Annotated in this window: 18 protein-coding genes and 1 pseudogene; 13 read left to right on the top strand and 6 right to left on the bottom strand. The window is 69.0% G+C overall.

The window, feature by feature from the left end; genetic code table 11:
- Positions 1-117: 117 nt before the first annotated feature.
- On the top strand, positions 118-519 hold the full coding sequence (locus tag HHX37_RS33860) for a hypothetical protein (protein WP_182887996.1): 402 nt from the start codon (positions 118-120) through the stop codon (positions 517-519).
- 47 nt (positions 520-566) lie between these two features.
- Here the strand turns inward: HHX37_RS33860 and HHX37_RS33855 are convergent, their stop codons facing one another.
- The 3 genes from HHX37_RS33855 to HHX37_RS33845 form a co-directional block, all read right to left on the bottom strand.
- On the bottom strand, positions 567-2,204 hold the full coding sequence (locus HHX37_RS33855) for a hypothetical protein (protein ID WP_182887995.1): 1,638 nt from the start codon (positions 2,202-2,204) through the stop codon (positions 567-569).
- Between the two features lie 283 nt (positions 2,205-2,487).
- Positions 2,488-3,600 carry a serine hydrolase domain-containing protein gene (locus tag HHX37_RS33850; RefSeq protein WP_182887994.1) on the bottom strand — a complete coding sequence of 371 codons (1,113 nt, stop codon included), beginning with the start codon at positions 3,598-3,600 and terminating at the stop codon, positions 2,488-2,490.
- 75 nt (positions 3,601-3,675) lie between these two features.
- On the bottom strand, positions 3,676-4,347 hold the full coding sequence (locus HHX37_RS33845; RefSeq protein WP_182887993.1) for a DUF4097 family beta strand repeat-containing protein: 672 nt from the start codon (positions 4,345-4,347) through the stop codon (positions 3,676-3,678).
- Positions 4,348-4,569: 222 nt separating this feature from the next.
- On the opposite strand from HHX37_RS33845, the gene HHX37_RS33840 reads away from it, so the two are divergent.
- A complete protein-coding gene (locus HHX37_RS33840) occupies positions 4,570-5,304 on the top strand; it encodes a GbsR/MarR family transcriptional regulator (RefSeq protein WP_111697849.1) in 735 nt (244 codons plus the stop codon).
- Between the two features lie 271 nt (positions 5,305-5,575).
- Here the strand turns inward: HHX37_RS33840 and HHX37_RS33835 are convergent, their stop codons facing one another.
- Positions 5,576-7,057: an RICIN domain-containing protein gene (locus HHX37_RS33835; RefSeq protein WP_220503370.1), complete on the bottom strand. Its 1,482-nt coding sequence runs from the start codon at positions 7,055-7,057 to the stop codon at positions 5,576-5,578.
- Positions 7,058-7,692: 635 nt separating this feature from the next.
- Here HHX37_RS33835 and HHX37_RS38330 point away from each other — a divergent pair.
- Both HHX37_RS38330 and HHX37_RS33830 read left to right on the top strand, forming a co-directional pair.
- A pseudogene (locus tag HHX37_RS38330) lies at positions 7,693-7,878 on the top strand (DeoR family transcriptional regulator); the annotation flags it as partial.
- 24 nt (positions 7,879-7,902) lie between these two features.
- On the top strand, positions 7,903-8,838 hold the full coding sequence (locus HHX37_RS33830; protein WP_259406947.1) for a substrate-binding domain-containing protein: 936 nt from the start codon (positions 7,903-7,905) through the stop codon (positions 8,836-8,838).
- Here the strand turns inward: HHX37_RS33830 and HHX37_RS33825 are convergent.
- Complete coding sequence (locus HHX37_RS33825; RefSeq protein ID WP_182887991.1) at positions 8,798-10,750, bottom strand: DUF2264 domain-containing protein; 1,953 nt, start codon at positions 10,748-10,750, stop codon at positions 8,798-8,800. The genes HHX37_RS33830 and HHX37_RS33825 overlap by 41 nt on opposite strands.
- Positions 10,751-11,014: 264 nt before the next feature.
- Here HHX37_RS33825 and HHX37_RS33820 point away from each other — a divergent pair, with 264 nt between their 5' ends.
- The 6 genes from HHX37_RS33820 (at position 11,015) to HHX37_RS33795 (ending at position 16,829) form a co-directional block, all read left to right on the top strand.
- Entirely contained in the window at positions 11,015-12,031 is a 1,017-nt protein-coding gene (locus tag HHX37_RS33820; RefSeq protein WP_310740663.1) for a hydroxyacid dehydrogenase, read from the top strand.
- Between the two features lie 113 nt (positions 12,032-12,144).
- Positions 12,145-13,359, top strand: coding sequence for an ABC transporter substrate-binding protein (locus HHX37_RS33815; protein ID WP_220503369.1), 1,215 nt, complete (start codon positions 12,145-12,147; stop codon positions 13,357-13,359).
- Between the two features lie 77 nt (positions 13,360-13,436).
- Positions 13,437-14,357 carry a carbohydrate ABC transporter permease gene (locus HHX37_RS33810; protein WP_182882440.1) on the top strand — a complete coding sequence of 307 codons (921 nt, stop codon included), beginning with the start codon at positions 13,437-13,439 and terminating at the stop codon, positions 14,355-14,357.
- Positions 14,354-15,250, top strand: a complete 897-nt coding sequence (locus HHX37_RS33805) for a carbohydrate ABC transporter permease (protein ID WP_182887989.1) — start codon at positions 14,354-14,356, stop codon at positions 15,248-15,250. Before HHX37_RS33810 ends, HHX37_RS33805 begins: the two co-directional genes overlap by 4 nt.
- Positions 15,250-16,008 (top strand): ferredoxin-NADPH reductase, encoded by a 759-nt coding sequence (locus HHX37_RS33800; protein WP_182882438.1) that lies wholly within the window; start codon positions 15,250-15,252, stop codon positions 16,006-16,008. Before HHX37_RS33805 ends, HHX37_RS33800 begins: the two co-directional genes overlap by 1 nt.
- Positions 16,005-16,829: a sugar phosphate isomerase/epimerase family protein gene (locus HHX37_RS33795; RefSeq protein WP_182887988.1), complete on the top strand. Its 825-nt coding sequence runs from the start codon at positions 16,005-16,007 to the stop codon at positions 16,827-16,829. Before HHX37_RS33800 ends, HHX37_RS33795 begins: the two co-directional genes overlap by 4 nt.
- Here the strand turns inward: HHX37_RS33795 and HHX37_RS33790 are convergent.
- A complete protein-coding gene (locus HHX37_RS33790; protein ID WP_182887987.1) occupies positions 16,769-17,857 on the bottom strand; it encodes a LacI family DNA-binding transcriptional regulator in 1,089 nt (362 codons plus the stop codon). The genes HHX37_RS33795 and HHX37_RS33790 overlap by 61 nt on opposite strands.
- Before the next feature lie 155 nt (positions 17,858-18,012).
- Here HHX37_RS33790 and HHX37_RS33785 point away from each other — a divergent pair, with 155 nt between their 5' ends.
- The 3 genes from HHX37_RS33785 to HHX37_RS33775 are packed head-to-tail and all read left to right on the top strand — an operon-like array spanning position 18,013 to position 21,220.
- Positions 18,013-19,158, top strand: coding sequence for a Gfo/Idh/MocA family protein (locus HHX37_RS33785; RefSeq protein ID WP_259406946.1), 1,146 nt, complete (start codon positions 18,013-18,015; stop codon positions 19,156-19,158).
- Positions 19,155-20,309, top strand: coding sequence for a dihydrodipicolinate synthase family protein (locus tag HHX37_RS33780; RefSeq protein WP_182887986.1), 1,155 nt, complete (start codon positions 19,155-19,157; stop codon positions 20,307-20,309). The genes HHX37_RS33785 and HHX37_RS33780 overlap by 4 nt, the downstream gene beginning before the upstream one ends.
- The gene (locus tag HHX37_RS33775) at positions 20,306-21,220 is read left to right on the top strand and encodes a sugar phosphate isomerase/epimerase family protein (RefSeq protein ID WP_182887985.1); all 915 of its coding nucleotides are present in this window, start codon (positions 20,306-20,308) and stop codon (positions 21,218-21,220) included. The genes HHX37_RS33780 and HHX37_RS33775 overlap by 4 nt, the downstream gene beginning before the upstream one ends.
- The last annotated feature ends 77 nt before the right edge of the window (positions 21,221-21,297 follow it).

The raw sequence follows: 21,297 nt of genomic DNA, 5'->3' as shown, positions 1-21,297 counted from the left end.
AGGTGGCCCCAGATGGACGAGATCAACTGCCGCATAGAAATGGGACTATTTGTCCGGCGAGCCGTCTGCGCGGACGCCTTCGCCGCGTTCCCGAGAGCTGAAAGTGGATCCCCCCGCATGCCTCTGTCTGTAAGGGTCGCCCGGAACCTGATCTGGCTCCAGGCGACACTCGCCCTGCTCGGCATCGTCCTGCTCATCCTGGAGCTGGTTCTCGATTCCAACGACGTCCTGGAGAACCTGCTCTACGCCCCCTTCTACCTTCCGCCGATCCTCGTCGGCTGGTTGGCGAACCAGTGGCGCACCCGTCGCCCACGGATCCGTCACGCCACCATCGCGGTCCAGGTCGCCATCCCCCTGCTCGACTTCGTCCACTTCTTGGTCGAAGGCACTTTCGAGTGGGTTCTGACCGCGCCCTGGACCGCGCTCATCGTGACGCTGCTCCTGCTTCCTCCGGCGAGAACCTGGTTCACCCCGACGCTGCGAACCCCCGGAACCCCGTCGCAGCCGGCACCGCTTTGACCGTCGGTGACGGCGATTCGGATCGCCGTCACCGGGTCGCCGGGATGCTACGTGGCCGGTTGGAGGACGGTGACCACATGGCTGGTGTTCGCCGGCTCGATGACCGAGTTCCCAACCAGCCTGACGGTGTACTCGTGTTCGCCGGCCGTGGTCGGCGTATCGGCGAAGCCGAACGACCCGTCGGCGGCGGGAGCCACCTTTGCCAGGGCTTTCGAGGTGACGGTGCCATCCGGGCTGACGACCTTGCGTGAGACGACGATCGTCGTTCGCGGGAAGGAGACGCCGTCGGCGCCGAAGGTTCCGTTGAATTCAAGGCGCTCGCCGACGGCGCCCGTCGCCGGTCCGGTCACGGTGAGCACCGGCTGGTACAAGGCCACCGTGACGGTCGCCGAGGCGCCGCTACCGTCGAACCATGAGTTGCCGGGCCAGTACACCTGATAGCGGAACGTCCCGCTGGACGGTGGAGTGTCGGTGAACTCATAGGTTCCGTCCGCCGCCGTGGTGATCTCCTGGTAGGGCCTGTAGGTGCCGTCGGGGAGCCGGCGGTACAGCTCGAGCGTCTGTACGCCGGGCAGCGACCCGGTGCTCAGCGTGAGCCGTCCGCTGAAGGTCGACTGCGTGAGCGCGGTCGCCGCGGAGGGAGCCGTCAAGGTCAGCGCGGAGGAGTGGTAGGGCGAAGGCGGCAGCCGCCAGAGGTGCATCCGCCCGGTGCCGGTGTCCTTCAGCACCGCCCAGGTGTATATGCCGTGGAAGGCGATGCTGCCCGCCACCAACGCCTTCCCCTGGTGGTCGGCCTCGTAGATCACCTCCGCCGTGGCCGGGTCGTACACCACGAGCTTCGCCGAGTCACCCGCGGGGGAGTTCCAGCCGCCCACGACGTACGCGCCGTCCGGACTGGCCGCGACAGCAGCGGGGAGACCGTACTCGCTCGACCCGCTGCCGCCGTAGGCACGGGCGTGAAGCAGGGTCGTCGTGTCCCAGGCGTCGAACCGGCCGGTGTCGTCCAACGCCGACAGCGCCGACCCGTCCTCGGCGAGGGCGAGATCCCGCAGGGGCGGCAGCCCGTCCGCGTCGCCGCGGATCTCGCCGCGCGGGATGCCCGGGGAGGTGTTGACGTCGTACACCCTGACTACGGCGGGACTGACTCCCGGCTCCCCGGCCACCAGCGTGGCCCCGGCGACGGCGACCAGCGGAGGCTGGGTCGTGCCCGGCCCCACCCGGACGGGGGTGGGCGTCGCCGCCGACACGATGAGGCCGACGACACCTCCCTCTCCCGCTTCGCCGCACCCGTATCCGATCCACAGCCGGTCGTGTGACTGCGTCAGAGTCGACGGGCACGGGTACGCACTGAGGTCGATACGCCGGGTTATGGCGACCGCTACGGGGTCGATCTCGATCACTTCGTTCGAACCGCGCAGCGCCGCGTACACCTTCCTGGCGCCGTCCGGTGCGGACAGGGCGACGGCGCCGGACAGGCCGCTGATCGTGTCGATGGGACGGCCGTCGTAGGACGCGACCACGATCCGGTCGTCGGCTGCGACGAAGACCTTGCCGCCGCCGGCCACCACGTCTCCGCCTCTCCCGGCGGCGACGCCGAGGTCGGCGACGACCCCGGTGTCCGCGGCCGCGGCGGCGGGCGACTGAGCGGCGAGCAGGCCCGCCATCACGAGCAGGGATCCGGCCAAGGCGACTAATCGGCGGGATAGGGGAGCACGGCCAGAGGTCGATGGGCGCACATGCACTCCGTTCTGATGAGAAGGGGGGAAGCGAGCACCCTGGCGTGACTGGAGGGCCCGCTTCCTCTGACGATCTTCATCAATCGAACGTATATTCGCATAGTGCGGCATCCTCGTCCAGGGCGCCTTCTGGTACGGCGAGTGATCCACGGGAAGAGATCGCCACCCTTGCCGACGAGATCGGCGAGACATGGCCAGAGCCGTCATCGACGTCCCACGGCTCGCCATTCCCTTACTGAGCCGGCCCGGCCTGTCCGCCGCCGAAAACCTCTTCGACGAGCCTTTGCGTCGCCTTCTGGAACGCCTCACCGAGGGAAAGTGCGGCGTCGTCGACATAGTTGAGCGCGGCGGTCAGGGTCTTGCTGCCGTCAGGCGTGCTGTACATCAGCGCGGCGTGACCCGCGGCTCCGCCGTTGTGGGTGATGACGGTGCCGCTGTTTTCGCCCACGTCCTGCACGAACACCCCCAGGCCGTAGCCGACCTTGGGCTCCGGCGTGCACATCTCGGCCAGCAGAGGGGCCGGCAGGAGCTTGCCGCTCACCAGCGCGGAGATGAACGTGTGCAAGTCCCGCGTGGTGGAGATCATGTCACCGCCGCTGGAGATCCAGGAGGGGTTGTGGCGGGTGACGTCGACCGTATGGGTCTGGCCGTCCTCCTCGTAGCGGTAGTAGGCGTGGGCGTGCGGCTCGGGGATCTCGGTCTCGGTGCTCGGCTGAACGGTGCCGGTCAGGCCGAGCGGGCCCAGGATGAGGCGCTGCATCTCCTCGGCGACCGGGCGGCCGGTGACCCTCTCGATCAGCAGCCGGGCCAGCACGTAGTTGGTGTTGGAGTAGCTCCAGTCGGTGCCGGGCTCGAACCGTGACGGCTTGGACAGTGCCAGCCGGACCAGCTCCTCGGGCCGGTAGGTGGTGAAGCGGTTGTCGACCCACTCCTTGCCGGAGGGGGTGGCGGGGATCCCCGGCACGAACGTGCCGTCCTCGAAGTACTCGCCGGTGAAGTTGAACACCCCACTGGTGTGCTGCAGCAGCATCCGCACCGTGATCCGCCGGTCCAGCCCGAACTCCGGCAGGTAGTCGGCAACCGGGCTGTCCAGCTCGACCTTGCCCTCGGCCACCAGTTGCAGCACCACGGTCGCCGTGAACGTCTTGGTGTTGCTGCCGATCCGGACATGTCCGTCGACCGGCGGCTTGGCGTTCTCGCCCAGCTTGGCCACCCCTGCGCTGCCGACCCACTCGCCACGTTCATCGTGCACGCGCATCGTCACCCCGGTGAAGCCGGCATCGATCATTTCCTCGATGACCTTCTGCAGCTCCGGGCGGTCCTGGTCGGTGAGGGTGAGGGACATGGTGGCGTGCTCCTTGAGAACTGTTACGGAATTCATTTGAACGGACAGGATCGTCGCGCCTGAGAGGTGCCCCTCTCACAGGCTGCGGGCGGTGATGTCGCCGTGGGCGGTGGTCGCGTGGATGGTCAAGGCGGCGTCGGCGCCGTCGGTGTTCCTGAGCGCGTTGTGGATCCGGCCGTAGGTGGTGCCGGCGTCCAGGGCGGCGGAGACTCCGCGGGCGGCGCCGACGGAGATCTCACCGGCCTCGGTGCGCAGCGTGACGGTGCCGCTCACGGCCTCGGTGATGTGGAGGTCGCCCTTCAGGGTGCTGATCTCCGCGGGGCCGCCCAGGCGGCCGACCGAGACGTCGCCGGACTGAAGGGTGAGGCGAGCGCTCGCGGCCTCGTCGAGCTTGACCGAGCCCTGCGCGCTCTCGACGACGACGTCGCCGAGCCTGCCTACTCCCCGGAAGTCGGCGAGGGCCGCCTTCGCTTCGATGCGGGAGCCGGCGGGCAGCTGGACGGTCACCTCGACGGATCCGGAAGGGCCGAGAATCTGGTTCTTCGCCTCCGGGGCCTTGATCCGCAGGACGCCGTCGCCGTACACGACCTCGGTCTGCTCCGCCGCCGTCACATCGCGGCTCTTGGAGGCGTTCGCGGGGAGGACCTCGACCGCGGTGTCGGCCCGGTCGGCGGCGATGAACCGGATGCGGCCGGCGGGGACGTCGAGGACGGCGGTCACCGGGATGGGGGTGTCGAACTTCTGCATCGTGCTCTCCTGCGGCTCGTTCTTTCCGATAGCGGAAACACTACGTTGCATTTCCCGATGCGGCAATCAGCTCGTTGTGTACGACGGCCATCATCCCAGGTGAAGAGTGATATTTTGTTGCAATGGTTTTGAATCTAACGCAACAACACCCTCTCTGCTCGTTGCAATGAACCGAGAGTGAACGCTATTCTGGAGGCACCGCAGACAACGAAGGAGACCGCGATGCCGGGAGGCCGACTCACCCAGCAGGAACGCCAGCAGATCGCGCTGGGACTGGCCGACGGCCTCGCCTACGCGGAGATCGCCAGAGGCCTCGACCGTCCGACCTCGACGATCACACGTGAGGTGATGCGCAACGGCGGCCCCACCGCCTACCGCGCCGACCTCGCCCACCGCGCCACCGAACACCGCGCCCACCGCCGCAGGCGCGCCGCTCCCCGCGACCCCAACACGCCGCCGCAGGCCCACGGGCGCGATGCCGAGGCCGTGCGCGAGTACGAGGAGACGTTCGCCACCGTCTTCATGCAGTCGGGCCTGCCCAAGATGACGGCCCGGGTGCTGGCCGGCCTTTACACCGCCGACACCGGCAGTCTCACCGCGTCCGAACTCGCCGGGCGCCTCCAGGTCAGCCCGGCGTCCGTCTCCAAAGCGATCACGTTCCTCGAAAGCCAGGGGCTCATCCGCCGGGAACGCGACGAACGCCGCCGCGAACGCTACGTCGTCGACGACGACGTCATGTACCAATCCACGATGGCCAGCGCCCGCGCCACCGCACACCTCGGCGAGGTCGCCCGGCAGGGCGTCGGCATCCTCGGCCCCGGCACCCCGGCCGCCGCCCGCCTGGAGAACATCGCCCGCTTCATCGACTTCGTCTCCGAGAGCATCGCCCGCGCTGCGGACCAGGCCCGCGAGATCCTCCACACGAAACCCGAAACGACCTCGGACGGCGTCACCTGAGCCGTCTTCGGATCGTGGGCAGGCAGCCTCGGCGACCACCGCCGGGACATCGCCGGCCGAGATGGCCAAGGTCCTGAAGGAGGCGGATCCCGCCGCCCGGAACGACCTCCACATGCGGATGGGCCTGCACCTCGCCTACGACCCCCTGGAGAGGGTGGTCGCAGTCGAGGCCAGGCCCGACATGTTTCGGATCCCCGGCACCGAGCGCGCAGCACGAGCTCGGCACCGGGGAGGACGTGACCGCGGATCCGCGGTCACGTCGAGACGACCGTCAGACGGCCGTGCGCGACCACTGCTGGTTGGTGCCGCCGTTGCACGAGTACTGCTTGAGGATCACGCCGTCCGCGGTGGACGCGGCCGGTACGTCCACACATTTGCCGCTGTGTCGTGCCCGGAGCTGGAAGTAGCCACCGTTGGCGACCATCTGGAACTGCTGGTTGTTCCCGGTGCCGCAGGTGTACTGGATGAGCTCGGCCCCGTCGGCGGTCGAGGCGCTGGTCACGTCGAGGCACTTTCCGCTGTGGCGGCTGATGATGCGCCAGTAGCCGCTGCCGGCGTCCTGGAAGCGCCACTGCTGCCACGCGTTGCCGTTGTAGGCGTACTGGTCGATGCGCGCGCTGTTGTTGGTGCTGGCTTGCTGGACGTCCATGGCCTTGCCGCTGTGGCGCGCGTCGATCCGGTAGAACGTGTCCGGCTGCGGCGAAGACGAGGGCGAAGACGAGGGCGAAGGCGAAGGGCTGGAGTCGCCGACGGTGTCGCCCCAGCCGTAGCGGACCCGGTTGGCGCCGTAGCCGTTGCGGGTGGACAGGTTGAGGGTGGTGCCGCTGCCGCCGAGAGCGAACATCGAGTACCAGTCGTAGCCGATGGTGCCCGGTTTGCCGCCGACGGCGGGCCAGTAGGTGCCGCCCATCTGGTTGTCCCGCATGACCTGCGTCACGGCGCGGAGGTAACGCACGAAGTTGTCGGTGCTGTTCGGGTCGCCGTAGTTCAGGCCGGTGGACATCGGCGCGCCGTACTCCGTCACGACCGCGCGGGAGGCGCAGTTGCCCAGAAGCGACTGCATGTGGCTTCGGAAACCGTCGTAGGTCATCGCGCTGTAGAAGAAGGCGTAGTAGTGGAAGGAAAGCAGCGTCGAGTTGAAGCGGCTGTCGTTGCAGATGTCCCGCAGGTCCTGGCTGAAGCCGGTGCCGCCGATGAGCACCCGGCCGGGCACCGCCGAGGGGTGGGCGCTGAGCCAGTTCGCCGCGACGTTGCGCCACTCCGACGACGAATAGCCGTGCGGCTCGTTCATCGGCTCGAAGTAGACGTTGCCGTTCGAACCGTACGTGTTGATCACGCTGGACCACATCGCGTTCCATGCGGCGAGGTTCGTGATCCTGCCGCCGGAGGCGGCGTCGTCCTCCCAATAGGCCAGGATGACCTTGAATCCGCGTTCGGCGGCGGCGTCGATGGCGCCGCGGTAGGCGTTCCACCAGGTCGTGTTGGCCACGGTGTGCGTGTTGATGGGCAGCCGGACGGTGTTGACCCCCATGAGGTATTCCATGCTGTCGTAGAGCGAGTTGGCCTTGGCCCGTACCGTCGCATTGCTGTCGGACTGGCTCAGGCCCTGCACCACCAGCGGGCCGGTGCTGAAGTTGTCACCCAGCACGGCCCAGTTCATTCCGCGGAACTGGCTGGTGGCGGCATTGGCCGACGGCGCGGAGACGAGGGCCGCCGCTGCGGTGAGCGTGGTCACCACAAGGGCGATCAGCAACCGGCGCAATGGCCGGATGCGCCGCGATGGTGCTGATAAGTAATGATCAGACGCCATGCTCAGTGCCATGAAATGTCCCATCACTAGATGTACTGCTCGGAGATGGTTGGTGACGCGGCTGATGGGTGGACAGCCGGTTATCGACCCGGAAGCGGGCGGCCGGCAGTTCTCGGTCAGCGGCGATACCCACCGCCGCGAGTCGATCAGAAGGGTCTGTGGAGGAAGGTGTTAGCGTTAACACAGAGTGGTCAGACGGCTCCTCCCCCGGGTCTGGGTGGTGGTGGGTGGGAGCAAACATGAGGCCGTGATGATCTGTCAATCCCGGGACTGGACACTGACGGGTGGGGGGCGTCTGCCGGGTGTCTCCGCCGCGTCGCCATTGGACGGCACTGAAAGTTTCACGGCACTCGCATCATCTTTGATCACATTCGATCGATATACTGCTCACCAAACGACAACAAGGACGATGGCAGGCACCGCGAACAGCTCTCGCGAGCAGGTGGCGGACCACACGCGTGGCCGCTGCTCGGTGATCCGATGCTCCCGGCTGTGTGGAGCGGAAGCCTGACCCGGCCGGCGCCGATCCTGCCGAAGACGGCACAGGGAGTTGTCCAAGTGCGGGTGGAGGTTGGCGAATGACGGTGTCCGGCGCAGCCGCACCGCTTCCGGATGAGCGGCGGGCACAAGTGATCGCGCTGCTTCGGAGACGCGGTGTCCTGCGGGTCACGGAGTTGGCGTCGGAGCTCGATGTCTCGGCCATCACCGTTCGCCGTGACATCGCCCGCCTTGCGTCTCAGGGGCTGATCCGGCGCGTCCGTGGCGGGGCTGCCCTTCCAGGCGCGACCATGGCAGCCGACGCGCTGATCAGTCAGATGCCCGAGGTCTCACCCCCTCCCGAGTCGATGCCGGAGGCCGCCGGCGAGGCCGGAATCCGGGCCACGGTCGGGATGGTGGTGCCGTCGCTGGACTACTACTGGCCCGACGTCATCCGCGGGGTGCGCGAGGCCGCGGCCGCCTCCGGGACGCGCGTCGTCCTGCGGGGCGCGACCTACCAGGCCGCCGACGAGCGGCGCCAGCTCTCCTGGCTCGTCGACTCGGTAGGAGTGGACGGCCTCCTGGTGGCGCCGACCACCACCGGGGAGGACGGGGAGGAACTGGTGCGCTGGCTGCAGTCCGCCGACGTGCCCGTGGTCCTCGTCGAGCGCGCCGCCGCAGTGGGGCCCTACCGGGAGGCCATGGAGTCCGTCGTCAGCGACCACGCGTTCGGGGCCGCCATGGCCGTACGGCACCTGGCCGGGCTGGGGCACCGGCGTATCGGCGTGGTCACCACAATGGACAGCCCGACGAGTCCGCATGTGCGGCGCGGTTGGCGACAGGCCTGCGAGGAGCTCGGCCTCGGGCCTGACGACGCAGTGGATGCCAACACGGTCGACCGCAGAGACCCCGAGTGGCCGCATGCGCTGAACGACCTGCTCGACCGGTGCAGCGCTTCCAGGACGACCGCGCTGCTCGTCCATTCCGACCCGGAGGCCATCTCCCTGGTGGAAGCCTGTCAGGAACGCGGCATACGGATACCGGAGGATCTTGCCGTCGTCGCGTACGACGACGAGGTGGCTGAACTCTGCGAACCTCCGCTGACCGCGGTCCGTCCGCCCAAGTCGGCCGTCGGGCATGCGGCTTTCGGGCTCCTCTCGGCGCGCTTGGCGGATGACGATGCGCACCGTCCCAGGCACCGTGTCGTCATAGAACCCCGCCTGGTCGTCCGCTCGTCCTCATCGTGAGGTGGGCTTCCAGCCTGTCGACAATGCCATCCGGCCAGGTGACGACCGCCGCAGAGCTTTCCCAGCACACGGCCGGCGGCTCCCCCGGTTCCCGCCCGCCGAGGAAGATCGCCGCGTCGTACCAGGTGTGGGGTCGAGCCGGTCCAGTCGTGGCGCTCCACGGGATGAGTATTCGGGCCGCGAGCGGTGAGGCGTCCTCGGCGGACACCACGCCGGACGCGTTCAGCCCTTCCCCACCTACGATCCGCGAATGTGCGGTGCCATTCGACACGGTGGCCGTCTCCGCCAGGGCCGTTCCCTCCCCTGGCAGCGGCCATCCGCCGACGCGGAGCGCGCCCTGCTCGCCCCCGGCTGCGGACACCTGGATCAGGCGTATCTCCCAAGGACCACGCACGACTGAGATCGTGTGAATCCATGGGCCGAGGCGCACCCGTCCGGCCCGTCCGTATCCGTGGTCGGGGCTTGTTCGATCGGGCTCGATCCAGTGCGCCTGCCACTGGGACGCGCCGACGAGCGTCCCGGTGGGCAGCCGATCGATGGCAAGGGTCTCGAATCCGGTGCGGTGGCTGGGTTCACCGCTGCCTGTGAGGATCACCACCGACTGGTCCAGCGGGTGGCCGGCGTACTCACCGGCGAGTACGGGCGAGGTGGCCGTCGAATACCCGAGGCGTGCGTACAGCGGGGAGTCGGTCAGGGTGGATCCGGGGTGGGAGTGGTCGGTGCCGTGGTTGGTCACCCGTACGACGCCGTCCGCGCGCGTTCCGCTGACGAGCCATCCGGGCGAGGAGACGATGAGGTGGTAGTCGTGGGACTCGACCGGCAGCGGCTCCTCGACCGCCGTCCAGACCGGGTGATCGGCGGGGAGGGACAGCCCGAGGAAACCCTTGGCCGCCCAGTACGGTGACCCCGGTCCGGAATAGGACTGGGCGATCGGCTGCCACGGCCCGTGCCAGCCCAGCGTCAGCAGGCCCTCCTCGTCGGGGGCCCCGTGGTCGGCGAAATGCCGGGCGATACCAGAGGCGGCGCGGCGCAGTACACCCGGCGCGGGCGTTGCGACGCCCGCGCGCGCGCCCAGCCAGAACTGGGCCGCCGCGGCGAACCGGTAGGTGAGACTGCGGCCCTGGATGAGGGGCGAGCCGTCGGCGCCGACGAGGTGGACGGCGTCCTGTAGGTAGCGATCGAGCCGGTTCAGGTAGACCGGCCGTCGCGCGTCCGCCTCGGGGTCTCCGGCGGCCATCTCGGTCCAGACGAGCGGGTAGAAGTGCAACGCCCATCCGACGTAGTGGTCGTAGGCGCGCTCCGCGCCGTCGGCGTACCAGCCATGCTCCCGCGCGAAGCCGTCCGTCAGCGCGAGGCCCGCCTCGATGTCCCCGCGTTCGAAGGGGCCGCCGATGGAGGCGAGGAACTGCTCGACGACGATCTGGAACCAGATCCAGTTGATCGGCGGATAGTGCGCGCCGATCGCCGGCGCGAGGTAGTCCACCACCCGCTCCTGCACCCTCGGTGTCAGGCGGGCCCACAACCACGGCCGCGTCAGGTGGAGGACCAAGGCGATCGAGGCGGCCTCGACCTTGGCCTGGTCGTGTTCGTCCAGGCGCACCCAGCGGTCGGGCGAATCAGGGTCGGTGCCCGCGGCCAGGCCCTCGGCGTACCACTCCATGAGGTTCAGCGGGTCGCGCCCGCCTTCTCCGGCCACCCTGAATCCGGCGGCCAGGAATGTGCGGGCGAAGCCCTCCAGCGCGTCGACGTCCGGTCCGTACCCTCCAGGTGCGCCGGGGAAGTTGATCCGGGCATGAGAGGCCGAGGCGTATCGGCGGGCCGACAGCAGGACGCGGTCGGCGAGTGCCGCCCAGTGCGCCCGGGTCCACCCGGTGAAGGGGGAGAGCTTCAGGTCATCGAGCTCGCGCAACATCCGCATGTCCTTCCCCGGCTGTCGAATGCGACGCCATCCACACCTGTGTGATGTCCGCGTAACCCGAACCCGACGCGATGGTGGCATCCGGGCCTGGCAGGGTCAAGACGCTTGCCGATCGCTCCGGCCGTATTGCTTCTGGCGACGTCAATCTGATCAATAACGATCGAACATTTTGATCGATAGTGATTGCAAGGCATTGACGTGATTGAACCGAGTGGACATGATCGGCCTACCGGTAAGCGCTTTCCGGAAGGATCGTGAGTGACGGACGGACGACGGCCGCAGGCCCTGCTGGTCATGGACCCCGCGCACTTCACCGTGCAGTTCCAGGAGCCACAGCTGCGCCGGTTGCGCACCCTGGTCGAGCTCGGCGATCCGGTGGCGACCGGTGACCTCGACACGACGCGCGTACGGCGCCGGCTGCGTGAGGTCGAGGTGCTCGTGACCTCGTGGGGCTGTCCGCCGCTGACGGCCGAGCGGCTGTCCGATGCGCCCCGGCTGCGGGCGATCTTCCACTGTGCGGGCACCGTGCGCAGCTTCGTCACCGACGAGGTCTGGCGCCGCGAGATCCTGGTCACCAATGCCGCCGACGAGAACGCCATCCCGGTCGCCGAGTTCACCCTCGCGGCGATCATTTTCGCCGGCAAGAAGGTGCCGTTCCTCGCACAGGACGCGCGCACACATCGGCAGGACTGGTCGTATGCCGAGCGTCGCGGAGAGCTGTCCAACCGTGGGCGGACGATCGGCATTGTCGGCTTCTCCCGAGTGGGGCGCCGGGTGGTCGAGCGGCTGCGCAGTCTGGAGGTCGACGTGCTCGTCGCGGACCCCTACGCGGATGCGGCGCGGGTGAGCGCTGCCGGCGCCCGCCTGGTGCGGCTGCCCGAGCTGCTGCCCCGCTCCGACGTGCTCACGCTCCACGTGCCCGCGCTTCCGTCCACCCGCCACCTCATCGGGGCCGCCGAGCTGGCTCAGCTGCCGGACGGGGCCACCGTGATCAACACCGCGCGCGGAGCGGTCCTGGACACCACGGCTCTGGAGCGCGAGTGCGCCCGGGGGCGCCTCGACGCGATCCTCGACGTGACCGACCCGGAGCCGCTCCCGGCGACATCACCTCTGTACGACCTGCCCAACGTCATGATCACCCCCCACATCGCCGGATCCCTCGGATCAGAGACCCGGCGCATGAGCGAGAGCGCCCTCAGCGAGCTCGAGCGCTACCTGTCCGGTCAACCGCCCCGCGCGATCGTGACCGCAGACGAATTCAAGGTCAGTGCCTGACCCGGCGCAGGAAGGAAACCGGATAGATGATCGCTTCAAACTCAGCGGCGAGGGCGCAAGGCCGACCCCGCTTCATCGGATACACAGGAGTCGCGGTCGTACTCGCGCTGGCGGTGACCGCGTGCGGAGGCGCTTCCGGCGAGAAGACGAGCGACGGAAACGTCACCCTGACCGTCTCCGTGTGGAACCTCGGCAAGACCCCCGAGTTCACGGCGCTGTTCGACGCCTTCCAGCGGGCGAACCCCGGCGTCAAGATCAAACCGGTGGACATCCTCGCCGACGACTACGCAGACAAGGTCACGACCATGCTGGCGGGCGGCGACCAGACCGACGTCATCACGATGAAGAACGTCACGGACTACTCGCGTTACTCCAGCCGCGGGCAGCTCCTGGACATCACCGACGTGGTCAGGTCGACCGACACCTCGAAGCTGGCCGGCCTCCCTGCGTTCAACGTGAAGGACAAGTACTACGCGCTGCCGTTCCGGCAGGATTTCTGGCTGCTGTACTACAACAAGAAGTACTTCGAGAAGGCGGGCGTCACGATGCCCCCCCAGCTGACCTGGGACGAGTACGCCAAGCTCGCCCGGAGCCTCACGCACGACGAGGGGGGCAAGAAGGTCTACGGCACCTACCATCACACCTGGCGGTCGGTGGTACAGGCCATCTCCGCCGCGCAGACCGGCGGCGACCAGCTCAGCGGTGACTACTCCTTCTTCAAGGACCAGTACGAGATGGCGCTCGGGCTCCAGAAGGACGGCGCGACCCTCGACTTCGGCACGGCGAAGGCACAGAAGTCCGACTACCGCACAATCTTCGAGACCGGCGCCACGGCGATGTTGCCGATGGGCACCTGGTACATCTCCGGCATCCTTGGGCAGAAGCAGAAGGGCGCCACGGACGTCGACTGGGCCCTGGCGCCGATGCCGCAGCGGCCGGGTGCCACCGGCATTACAACGTTCGGCTCGCCCACCGCCTTCGCGGTGAACAAGCGGGCTGCGCATGCGGACGCGGCCAAGAAGTTCGTGCAGTTCGCGGCGGGCCAGGCCGGCGCCGAGGCGATCAGCAAGGTGGGCGTGGTGCCGGCGTTGCAGACCGCCGAAATCACTCAGGCGTACTTCTCGAATGCGGGAATGCCCACCGACGAGTTGTCCAAAAAGGCCTTACAGCCCGACAAGGTCGTGCTGGAGATGCCCGTCAGCGAGCACACCTCCGACGTCGACACGATCCTCAACGAGGAACACGAGCTCATCATGGTCGGCGACAAGTCGATCGACGAGGGCATCCGCTCGATGGGTGACCGCGTGAAGAGCGAAGTGCTCAACTAGGGAACGGTGGCGGGTTCCGGAGGCACTGAGAGCCCGCCACATCTCCGTGAAAGAGCTGGAGGTCACGAAGGACGGCTATGGCTCATGCAATAACCCAATCGGCGCCCCACAGTCCGCCGCGGAGGCGACCCGCCTGGCACCGCATCCTCATCGGATGGAGCTTCATCCTCCCGAACTTCCTCGGCTTCGCGCTGTTCACCCTGATCCCGATGCTCGCGGCGTTCGCACTGGCGTTCCTGAAATGGGACTCCTACAACACGCCCGAATGGGTGGGGCTGGAGAACTTCCGGCGGCTGCTGCGTGACGAGAACTTCTACGTCGCGCTCCGCAACACCCTCTACTACGCCGTCGGCCACATCCCGCTCACACTGGCTGCGGCGCTCGGCCTGGCGGTCGCGCTCGACCGCAAGCTCCGCGGAGTGCAGTTCTTCCGCACCGCGGCGTTCTTCCCGTACATCACCTCTCTGGTCGCGGTGGCCGTCGTGTGGAGCATGTTGTTCAACCCGACGGCCGGACCGGTCAACCAGCTCCTCCACGCGCTCGGCATCGACGACCCGCCCCGGTGGATGGCCAGTACCGACTGGGCGATGCCCGCTGTGATCGTCACGAGCGTGTGGCGGGACATGGGCTACTACATGGTGCTCTTCCTCGCCGGTCTGCAGACGATCCCCAAGGAGTACTACGAGGCCGCCCGGGTGGACGGCGCCAACGCATGGGAGCGCTTCTGGAGAATCACCCTGCCGTGCCTGCGCCCCACGACGTTCTTCGTCGTCGTCATGCTGACGATCCAGAGCTTCAAGGTGCTCGACCTCATCGTGGTCATGACCGACGGCGGGCCCGGACGCAGCACGCTGGTCCTGGCTCAGCTCATCTACCGGGAGGGGATCACCGAGGGTCGGTTCGGCTACTCCTCGGCCATCGCCCTGGTGCTCTTCGTCATCGTGCTCACCGTGACCGTTGTCCAGTTCCGCCTCAACGAACGGAGCAGCACCCGATGACCGCGCTGCCCGATGCTCCCCCGGCCATCGCCCCGCCCCGGCCACCCGCCCCATCCGCGCGCCCCCGTTCCCGGGGACCGCGTCTGGTCCGGACGGCGCTCGCGTACGTGTGCCTCCTCGCGGTGGCCCTGCTCGTGCTGGTGCCGTTCGCGTGGATGGTGTCGTCCTCGCTCAAGCGAAACAACGAGGTTCTCACCGTTCCCGTCGAGTGGGTCCCGCGGGAGTTCCGCTGGTCGAACTTCGTCGAGATCTGGGACCGGATCCCGATGGCGACCTACCTGGGCAACTCGGTCTTCCTGTCGGTCGCCATCACCCTCCTGCAGCTTCTGACAGGCAGCTTCGCCGCCTACGGGTTCTCCAAGGTGCGCTTTCCCGGCAGGGACGCTCTGTTCCTGGCCTACATCGCCACCATCGCGGTGCCGTGGCAGGCGTACATGGTGCCGCAGTACATCATGATGCAGCGCGCGGAACTGACGAACACCTACTGGTCGATCATCCTGCTGCAGGCCTTCGGCGCGTTCGGCGTCTTTCTCATGCGGCAGTACTACATGTCGATCCCGGACGAGCTGTGCGAGGCCGCACGGATCGACGGCCTGACCGAGTACGGCATCTACCTGCGCCTGATGCTGCCGCTGTCGAAACCGGCGCTCGCGAGCCTCGCCCTGCTCACGTTCGTGAACACGTGGAACGACTATATGGGGCCGTTCATCTACCTGACGAGCAACGAGCTGTGGACCGTCCAGCTGGGCCTGCGCTCGTTCGTCGGCCAGTACGACGCCGAGTACGCGATGATCATGACGGGCGCCGTGCTGTCGGTGCTGCCGATCCTGGTCCTCTTCCTGTTCGGGCAGCGGTACTTCATCCGCGGCATCGCGACGAGCGGACTCAAGTGATGAGCGCCCACGGCCACGCGCGGGCGCCGCGCCTGCTCAGGCCCGCCCGGCAGGAGACCTACGAGAAATTGTTCTCCACCGTCTACGTCGGGCTCATGACCAACGTCCTGCTCGCCGTGACGTGCGCGCCGCTCCTCGCCGCGCTCGCGACCGCGCGGAATCCACTCACGTCGTGGCCCTTCTACGTCGTGCTGTCGGTGCCGTGCGGACCGGCACTGACCGGTGCGTTCGGATGCTTCGCCGGGCTGGGAGAGGGATCGACGGACGTGCTGCGCGCATTCTGGCGCTCGTACCGGCGGGCGGCGCCCCGGGCGCTCCTCGTCTGGGCGGGCGGCGCCGTCGCCGTGAGCGTGCTGATCGTCGACGTGGCCGCCGTCGCGCCCACGACGTGGGGACCGGCGCTGGTCCCGTTCTTCGTCACGATGTCGGCACTGGTGATGACGGTGGTCTTCACGCTGGTGGTGCTGCTGGCCGAGCCGGGGGCGGTCCGGCTGCGCCCTCTCGTGCTGCCCTGCCTCTACCTCGTGGCGCGGCGCTGGTATCTGTCCGCTCTCAGCATCGCCGTGCTTGGCCTGGCCGTGGCCGTCGTCCTGCTGAAGCCGATGGCAGGCCTTTTCCTCGCGTGCTCTCCTCTTCTGTACGTCGCCTGGGCCACCATGCGGTTCGTCATCGCCCCGATCCTCCCGGGCGGAGCCCTCGATCCCTCTTGCACCGCACATCCGGACGCACCCGTCAGGGGATCCGGTTGGACACGATGAAAACGCCGCCACGGCTTCTGACCGCGGGGATGTGCAGCGTCACCTATCGGCCGCTTCCCCCTGAGCGGATCATCGCGCTTGCCCGGCAGGCCGGGCTGGAGCACATCGAATGGGGTCAGGACGCCCATGTGCGGCTGGGCGACGAAGCAGGGGTCGGCCGCCTGGGCGAGGCGACGAGAGCGGCGGGCCTGTCGGTCTCGGCCCTGGGCTCGTACTACCGGGCGGGCGTTCCCGCCGATCCGGAGGAGGCCGAGCACCTGTGGCGGCAGGTGCTCGCCGCCGCCCGCGCGCTGGGCACGCCCCGCGTCCGGGTCTGGGCGGGCGACCTGGCCTCCGCGTCCGCCGGCCCGGCGGATCGCCGCAGAACGCTCGACCGACTGAAGCGGTGCGTGGACAGCGCGGGAGACATCGTGGTCGCCACCGAGTTCCACGCCGGCACGCTCACCGACGAGATCGAATCCGCGCTGTCGATGCTGGACGAGGTTCCCGGGTTGCGGACCTACTGGCAGCCGCCGAACGGCATGCCCGACGACGAGGCGCTGGCGGGACTGCGGGCCGTACTGGACCACGTGGACGCGGTGCACGTCTTCAGCTGGTGGCCCACCTCCGAGGATCGCCTCCCACTCGACCACCGCGCGGCTCTGTGGCGGACGGTCATGGGCGTGCTGGCGTCGACCGGCAGGAGGATCGACGCTTCCCTCGAGTTCGTCCCCGGCGACGACCCGGGCATGCTGACCGGCGAGGCGGCCACCCTGCGCCGCTACGTGGACGAGGTCTGTCCCGTGGGGAGCGGTTCCGGGCCCCCCTCAGGGGCCGGATGAGCGGGCCGGACACCCGGTGTGCTCTCCCGCAGGACCACCTCGCCCGCGATGCGCCGGTACCGCGGGCGCCCGGAAGGCTCCCGCAGAACCATCTCCAGCGCCGTCTCGCCGATCTCGATAAGGGGAAGGCGCACGGTTGTCAGCGCCGGGATGACGTCCCGCAGCGTGGTGATGTCGTCGAACCCGGCGACGGCCACGGTCCGCTCGAGCCCGAGCGGCCGCAGGGCGGCGATGGCGCCCACCGCCATCACGTCGTTGACCGCGAACACGCACTCCACGTCGCGCCCTCGTGCGAGCAGTTCCAGCATGGCCGCGTGCCCGCCGTCCCTGGTGAACTCCCCGTGCACCACGGCATCACGCGGCAGGGCGACCCTCGCCTTACTCAGGCCCTCCGTGAAGCCGGCGAGCCGGTCCACCGCGGTGAGCAGGCCGCGGGGGCCGGCGAGCACACCGAACGAGCGGTAGCCGAGGCCCGTGAGGCGGATCGCGAGGTCGCGCGCGCCGGAGCGGTTGGCGACGACCAGCGTGTCGACGGGCAGGCGTCGCTGGCCGATCAGAACGGTCCTGCCGCCCGAGCGTTCGAAGGCGTCGACTTCGGCGCCGAGCCGGGCGAGCGCGTCGCGGTCGTCCGTACGCGACCCGGCGATGACGATCGCGGCCGCCCGCATGCGCCGCAGCGCGGCGACGTACTCGATCTCCTTGTCCGGCCGTCTCCCGGTGCCGGCGATGCTGACCATCAGGCCGTTGGCCTCGGCCACTCGCATCGCCCCGGCGGCTATCGAGGAGAAGTAGGGGTCCTCGATGTCCTGCACGACGAGCCCGACCACGTCGGTGCGTCCGCGGGCCACCGCCTGGGCCTGCGCGTTGGCCGCGTAGTCGAGGTCCCGCGCCGCCTGCTCCACACGCTCGCGGATCTCCGGACGGACCTTCCGAGTGCTGCCGTTGATGGCCCGCGACGCCGTGGCGAGCGACACCCCGGCCCGCCTGGCCACGTCCTCCAGTGTCACCGCGCCGCGCTTCGCACCCATGTCCTCATCTTCGCCTGCCTACCGTCCTGTTCCGAACGGCGAACTCCGGTTGACGTCCCCGCGGCCCTCGCCGTACGGTCCAAAGTAATGGAAAGCGCTTTCCGTATCAGCGGAAAGCGTTTTCCGCGTCAGAGTCCGTAGGTGGAGGAGGACGGATGGAGACCCTTGGCGTGGTCATGAACGGGGTGACCGGGCGGATGGGCTACCGCCAGCATCTGGTCAGGTCGGTCCTCGCGATCAACGATCAGGGCGGAGTCGAGCTGTCGGACGGACGACGGGTGGCGCTCAGGCCGGTGCTCGTGGGGCGTAGCGCGGCCAAGCTGGAGGCCATCGCGGCCCGGCACGGCATCCCTGACTGGACGACCGACCTGGGCGCGGCTCTCGCCGACGACCGCAACGCGGTGTACTTCGACGCCCAGATCACGAACGCCAGGATCGGGGCCGTCACGCAGGCGATCGAGGCGGGCAAGCACGTCTACGTCGAGAAACCGGTCGCGGAGAACCTCGCCGACGCGGTCGCCCTGGCGCGGGCGGCGCGCGAGGCGGGGGTGAAGAACGGCGTGGTCGCCGACAAGCTGTTCCTGCCGGGGCTGTTGAAGCTGCGGCGGCTGATCGACGGCGGCTTCTTCGGCCGGATCCTGTCGGTGCGCGGGGAGTTCGGTTACTGGGTGTTCGAGGGCGACTGGCAGCCGGCCCAGCGGCCCTCCTGGAACTACCGGGCCGAGGACGGCGGCGGCATCGTACTCGACATGTTCCCGCACTGGGCGTACGTGCTGGAGAACCTGTTCGGCCGCGTCGAGGCGGTGACCGCGCGGGCGGTGACGCACGTCGAGGAGCGGGTGGACGAACACGGCCGGCCCTACAAGGTGACCGCCGATGACGCCGCGTATGCGATCTTCGAGCTGGCCGGCGGTGTGGTCGCCCAGATCAACTCCTCCTGGGCGGTGCGGGTGAACCGCGACGAGCTGGTGGAGTTCCAGGTGGACGGCACCCACGGCAGCGCCGTGGCCGGGCTGCGCCGGTGCCGCGTACAGCACCGGTCGGCCACTCCGATGCCGGTGTGGAACCCCGACCTGCCGGTGACCGAGCCGTTCCGGGAGCAGTGGCAGGAGGTGCCGGACAACGCGGAGTTCGGCAACGGTTTCAAGACGCAGTGGGAGATGTTCGTGCGCCATGTCGTGGAGGACGCGCCGTTCCCGTACGACCTCGCCTCCGGCGCCCGGGGGGTGCAGATCGCCGAGCTGGGCCTGCGCTCCTCGGCGGAGGGCGTGCGGGTCGAGGTGCCGGGAGCGGGGGCATGACCGCCGTCACGCTGCCCGGACCGGATCGCCGGCTGGAGACCTACCGGATGCGTGAGCCGGTCGCCTGGGCTCCGCCGCCGTCACCACCCACCAGTCGAGTCGTGTACGCCGCCGCGCACGTGGTGGCCGACCCGCTCGCCGATCATGCCCCCGGCTCGCGTACGGCCCTCGACTGGGACGCGACCCTGCGCTTCCGCCGCCACCTGTGGTCGTACGGACTGCGGGTGGCCGACGCGATGGACACCGCCCAGCGCAACATGGGCCTGGATTGGACGGCCACAACCGAACTGATCCGGCGCAGCGCCGCGGAGGCCCGGGGTTTCGGCGACCCGGCCGACCTGCTCGCCTGCGGTGCCGGCACCGACCACCTGCCCCAAGCGGCCACTCTGGAGGAGGTCGTGTCCGGCTACCTGGAGCAGATGGAGACGGTCCAGGACGCGGGTGCCCGGGTCGTCGTCATGGCCAGCAGGCAACTCGCCCGTCTCGCCCGCGGCCCCGAGGACTACCACAAGATCTACGGCAGGCTGCTCGGCCAGGCCGACCGGCCGGTGATCCTCCACTGGCTCGGCGAGATGTTCGACCCCGCGCTGGCCGGATACTGGGGGTCGCGCGATCTTCCGGCCGCCACCGAGGCGTTCCTCGCGCTCGTCCACGACCATGCCTCCCGCGTGGACGGGGTGAAGGTGTCACTGCTCGACGCCGAACACGAGGTGCGCCTGCGCGAACGGCTCCCTGACGGCGTGCGGCTCTACACCGGCGACGACTTCAACTACCCGGAGCTGATCGCGGGCGGCAGCCACGCACTGCTCGGGATCTTCGACCCGATCGCCCCCGCCGCGGCGGCCGCCCTCCAGGCGCTCGACGCCGGAGACCGCGAACGGTTCGAGACCGTTCTCGCCCCGACCGTGCCACTCGCCCGCAAGATCTTCGAACCCCCGACCTACCACTACAAGACCGGCATCGTCCTGCTGGCCTGGCTCGCCGGGCACCAGGACGCCTTCGTCATGGTGAACGGCGCGCACAGCGCCCGTTCGATCCTCCACCTGGCCGAGGTGTTCCGCCTCGCCGACCAGGCCGGGCTCCTGCCCGACCCCGACCTGGCCGCCGCACGCATGCGCCACCTGCTCAACACCGCCGGAGTCGCCGCATGACCCCCGCCCGCCTTTCCCTCAACCAGTGGACCACCCGCCGCTGGTCTCTGCGCGAGGCCGTCGACGGCTGCGTACGTCATGAGATTCCCGCCATCGGGCTGTGGCGGGAAGCCGTGGCCGAGCACGGCCTGGCGGAGACCGCGACGCTGGTTACAGACGCGGGGCTGCGCGTCTCCTCCCTGTGCCGGGGCGGCTTCCTGACCGGCCCCGACCGCGGACTCGACGACAACCGCGCGGCGATCGACGAGGCCGCCGCCCTCGGCGCCGCCTGCCTGGTGCTCGTGGTCGGCGGCCTGCCCGGAATGGCACCCGGCGGCGCGCGCGGACCCGGCTTCAGCCGGGATCTCGCCGATGCCCGGGCTCGCGTGGCCGACGCACTCACCGCCCTGGTCCCGTACGCCGCCGAGCGTGGCGTACGGCTCGCGCTCGAGCCGCTGCACCCCATGTACTGTGCCGACCGCGCGGTGCTGTCCACCCTCGGGCAGGCGCTCGACCTGGCGGAGCCCCACCCGGCCGCACAGGTGGGCGTGGTGGTCGACACCTTCCACCTCTGGTGGGATCCCGAGGTGCTGACGCAGATCGAGCGGGCCGGTGACCGGATCGCGAGCTACCAGGTGAGCGACTTTCTCGTGCCGCTCCCCGCCGACACGCTGCTCGGTCGCGGCATGATGGGCGACGGTGTGATCGACTTCCACCCACTCACCGCCGCTGTCGAGGCCGCGGGCTACCGCGGCGACATCGAGGTCGAAATCTTCAACGCCGACATCTGGGCCGCCGACCCCGATCACGTGTTGTCCACGATGAAGCGACAGTTCGCGCGGTACGTCAGCGGATGTGTTGGGAGCGCTGAGAAGACGACAAGAAGCACCGGTCACGAAGGCAGGACTGGCCGGCGAACTGCATCGAGATGAGCCGCGAAGCAGGGGCGAGACCGGGCCGACTCACAGCATGACCAGCCTCATCTCCTGCCGCGTCCCCGACCTGCGCG

The sequence above is a fragment of the Microbispora sp. H10885 genome, from assembly GCF_014161415.1.
Taxonomy (GTDB): domain Bacteria; phylum Actinomycetota; class Actinomycetes; order Streptosporangiales; family Streptosporangiaceae; genus Microbispora; species Microbispora triticiradicis.
The sequence above is the reverse complement of the archived record's forward strand: the minus strand, read 5'-3'. Positions and strand labels throughout refer to the sequence as shown.

Coding starts and splice junctions, on each gene's coding strand:
- HHX37_RS33860 (WP_182887996.1), top strand. CDS start 118: ATGCCTCTGTCTGTAAGGGTCGCCCGGAACCTGATCTGGCTCCAGGCG.
- HHX37_RS33850 (WP_182887994.1), bottom strand. CDS start 3,600: ATGTCCCTCACCCTCACCGACCAGGACCGCCCGGAGCTGCAGAAGGTC.
- HHX37_RS33845 (WP_182887993.1), bottom strand. CDS start 4,347: ATGCAGAAGTTCGACACCCCCATCCCGGTGACCGCCGTCCTCGACGTC.
- HHX37_RS33840 (WP_111697849.1), top strand. CDS start 4,570: ATGCCGGGAGGCCGACTCACCCAGCAGGAACGCCAGCAGATCGCGCTG.
- HHX37_RS33830 (WP_259406947.1), top strand. CDS start 7,903: ATGGCAGCCGACGCGCTGATCAGTCAGATGCCCGAGGTCTCACCCCCT.
- HHX37_RS33825 (WP_182887991.1), bottom strand. CDS start 10,750: ATGTTGCGCGAGCTCGATGACCTGAAGCTCTCCCCCTTCACCGGGTGG.
- HHX37_RS33810 (WP_182882440.1), top strand. CDS start 13,437: ATGGCTCATGCAATAACCCAATCGGCGCCCCACAGTCCGCCGCGGAGG.
- HHX37_RS33805 (WP_182887989.1), top strand. CDS start 14,354: ATGACCGCGCTGCCCGATGCTCCCCCGGCCATCGCCCCGCCCCGGCCA.
- HHX37_RS33800 (WP_182882438.1), top strand. CDS start 15,250: ATGAGCGCCCACGGCCACGCGCGGGCGCCGCGCCTGCTCAGGCCCGCC.
- HHX37_RS33795 (WP_182887988.1), top strand. CDS start 16,005: ATGAAAACGCCGCCACGGCTTCTGACCGCGGGGATGTGCAGCGTCACC.
- HHX37_RS33790 (WP_182887987.1), bottom strand. CDS start 17,857: ATGGGTGCGAAGCGCGGCGCGGTGACACTGGAGGACGTGGCCAGGCGG.
- HHX37_RS33785 (WP_259406946.1), top strand. CDS start 18,013: ATGGAGACCCTTGGCGTGGTCATGAACGGGGTGACCGGGCGGATGGGC.
- HHX37_RS33780 (WP_182887986.1), top strand. CDS start 19,155: ATGACCGCCGTCACGCTGCCCGGACCGGATCGCCGGCTGGAGACCTAC.
- HHX37_RS33775 (WP_182887985.1), top strand. CDS start 20,306: ATGACCCCCGCCCGCCTTTCCCTCAACCAGTGGACCACCCGCCGCTGG.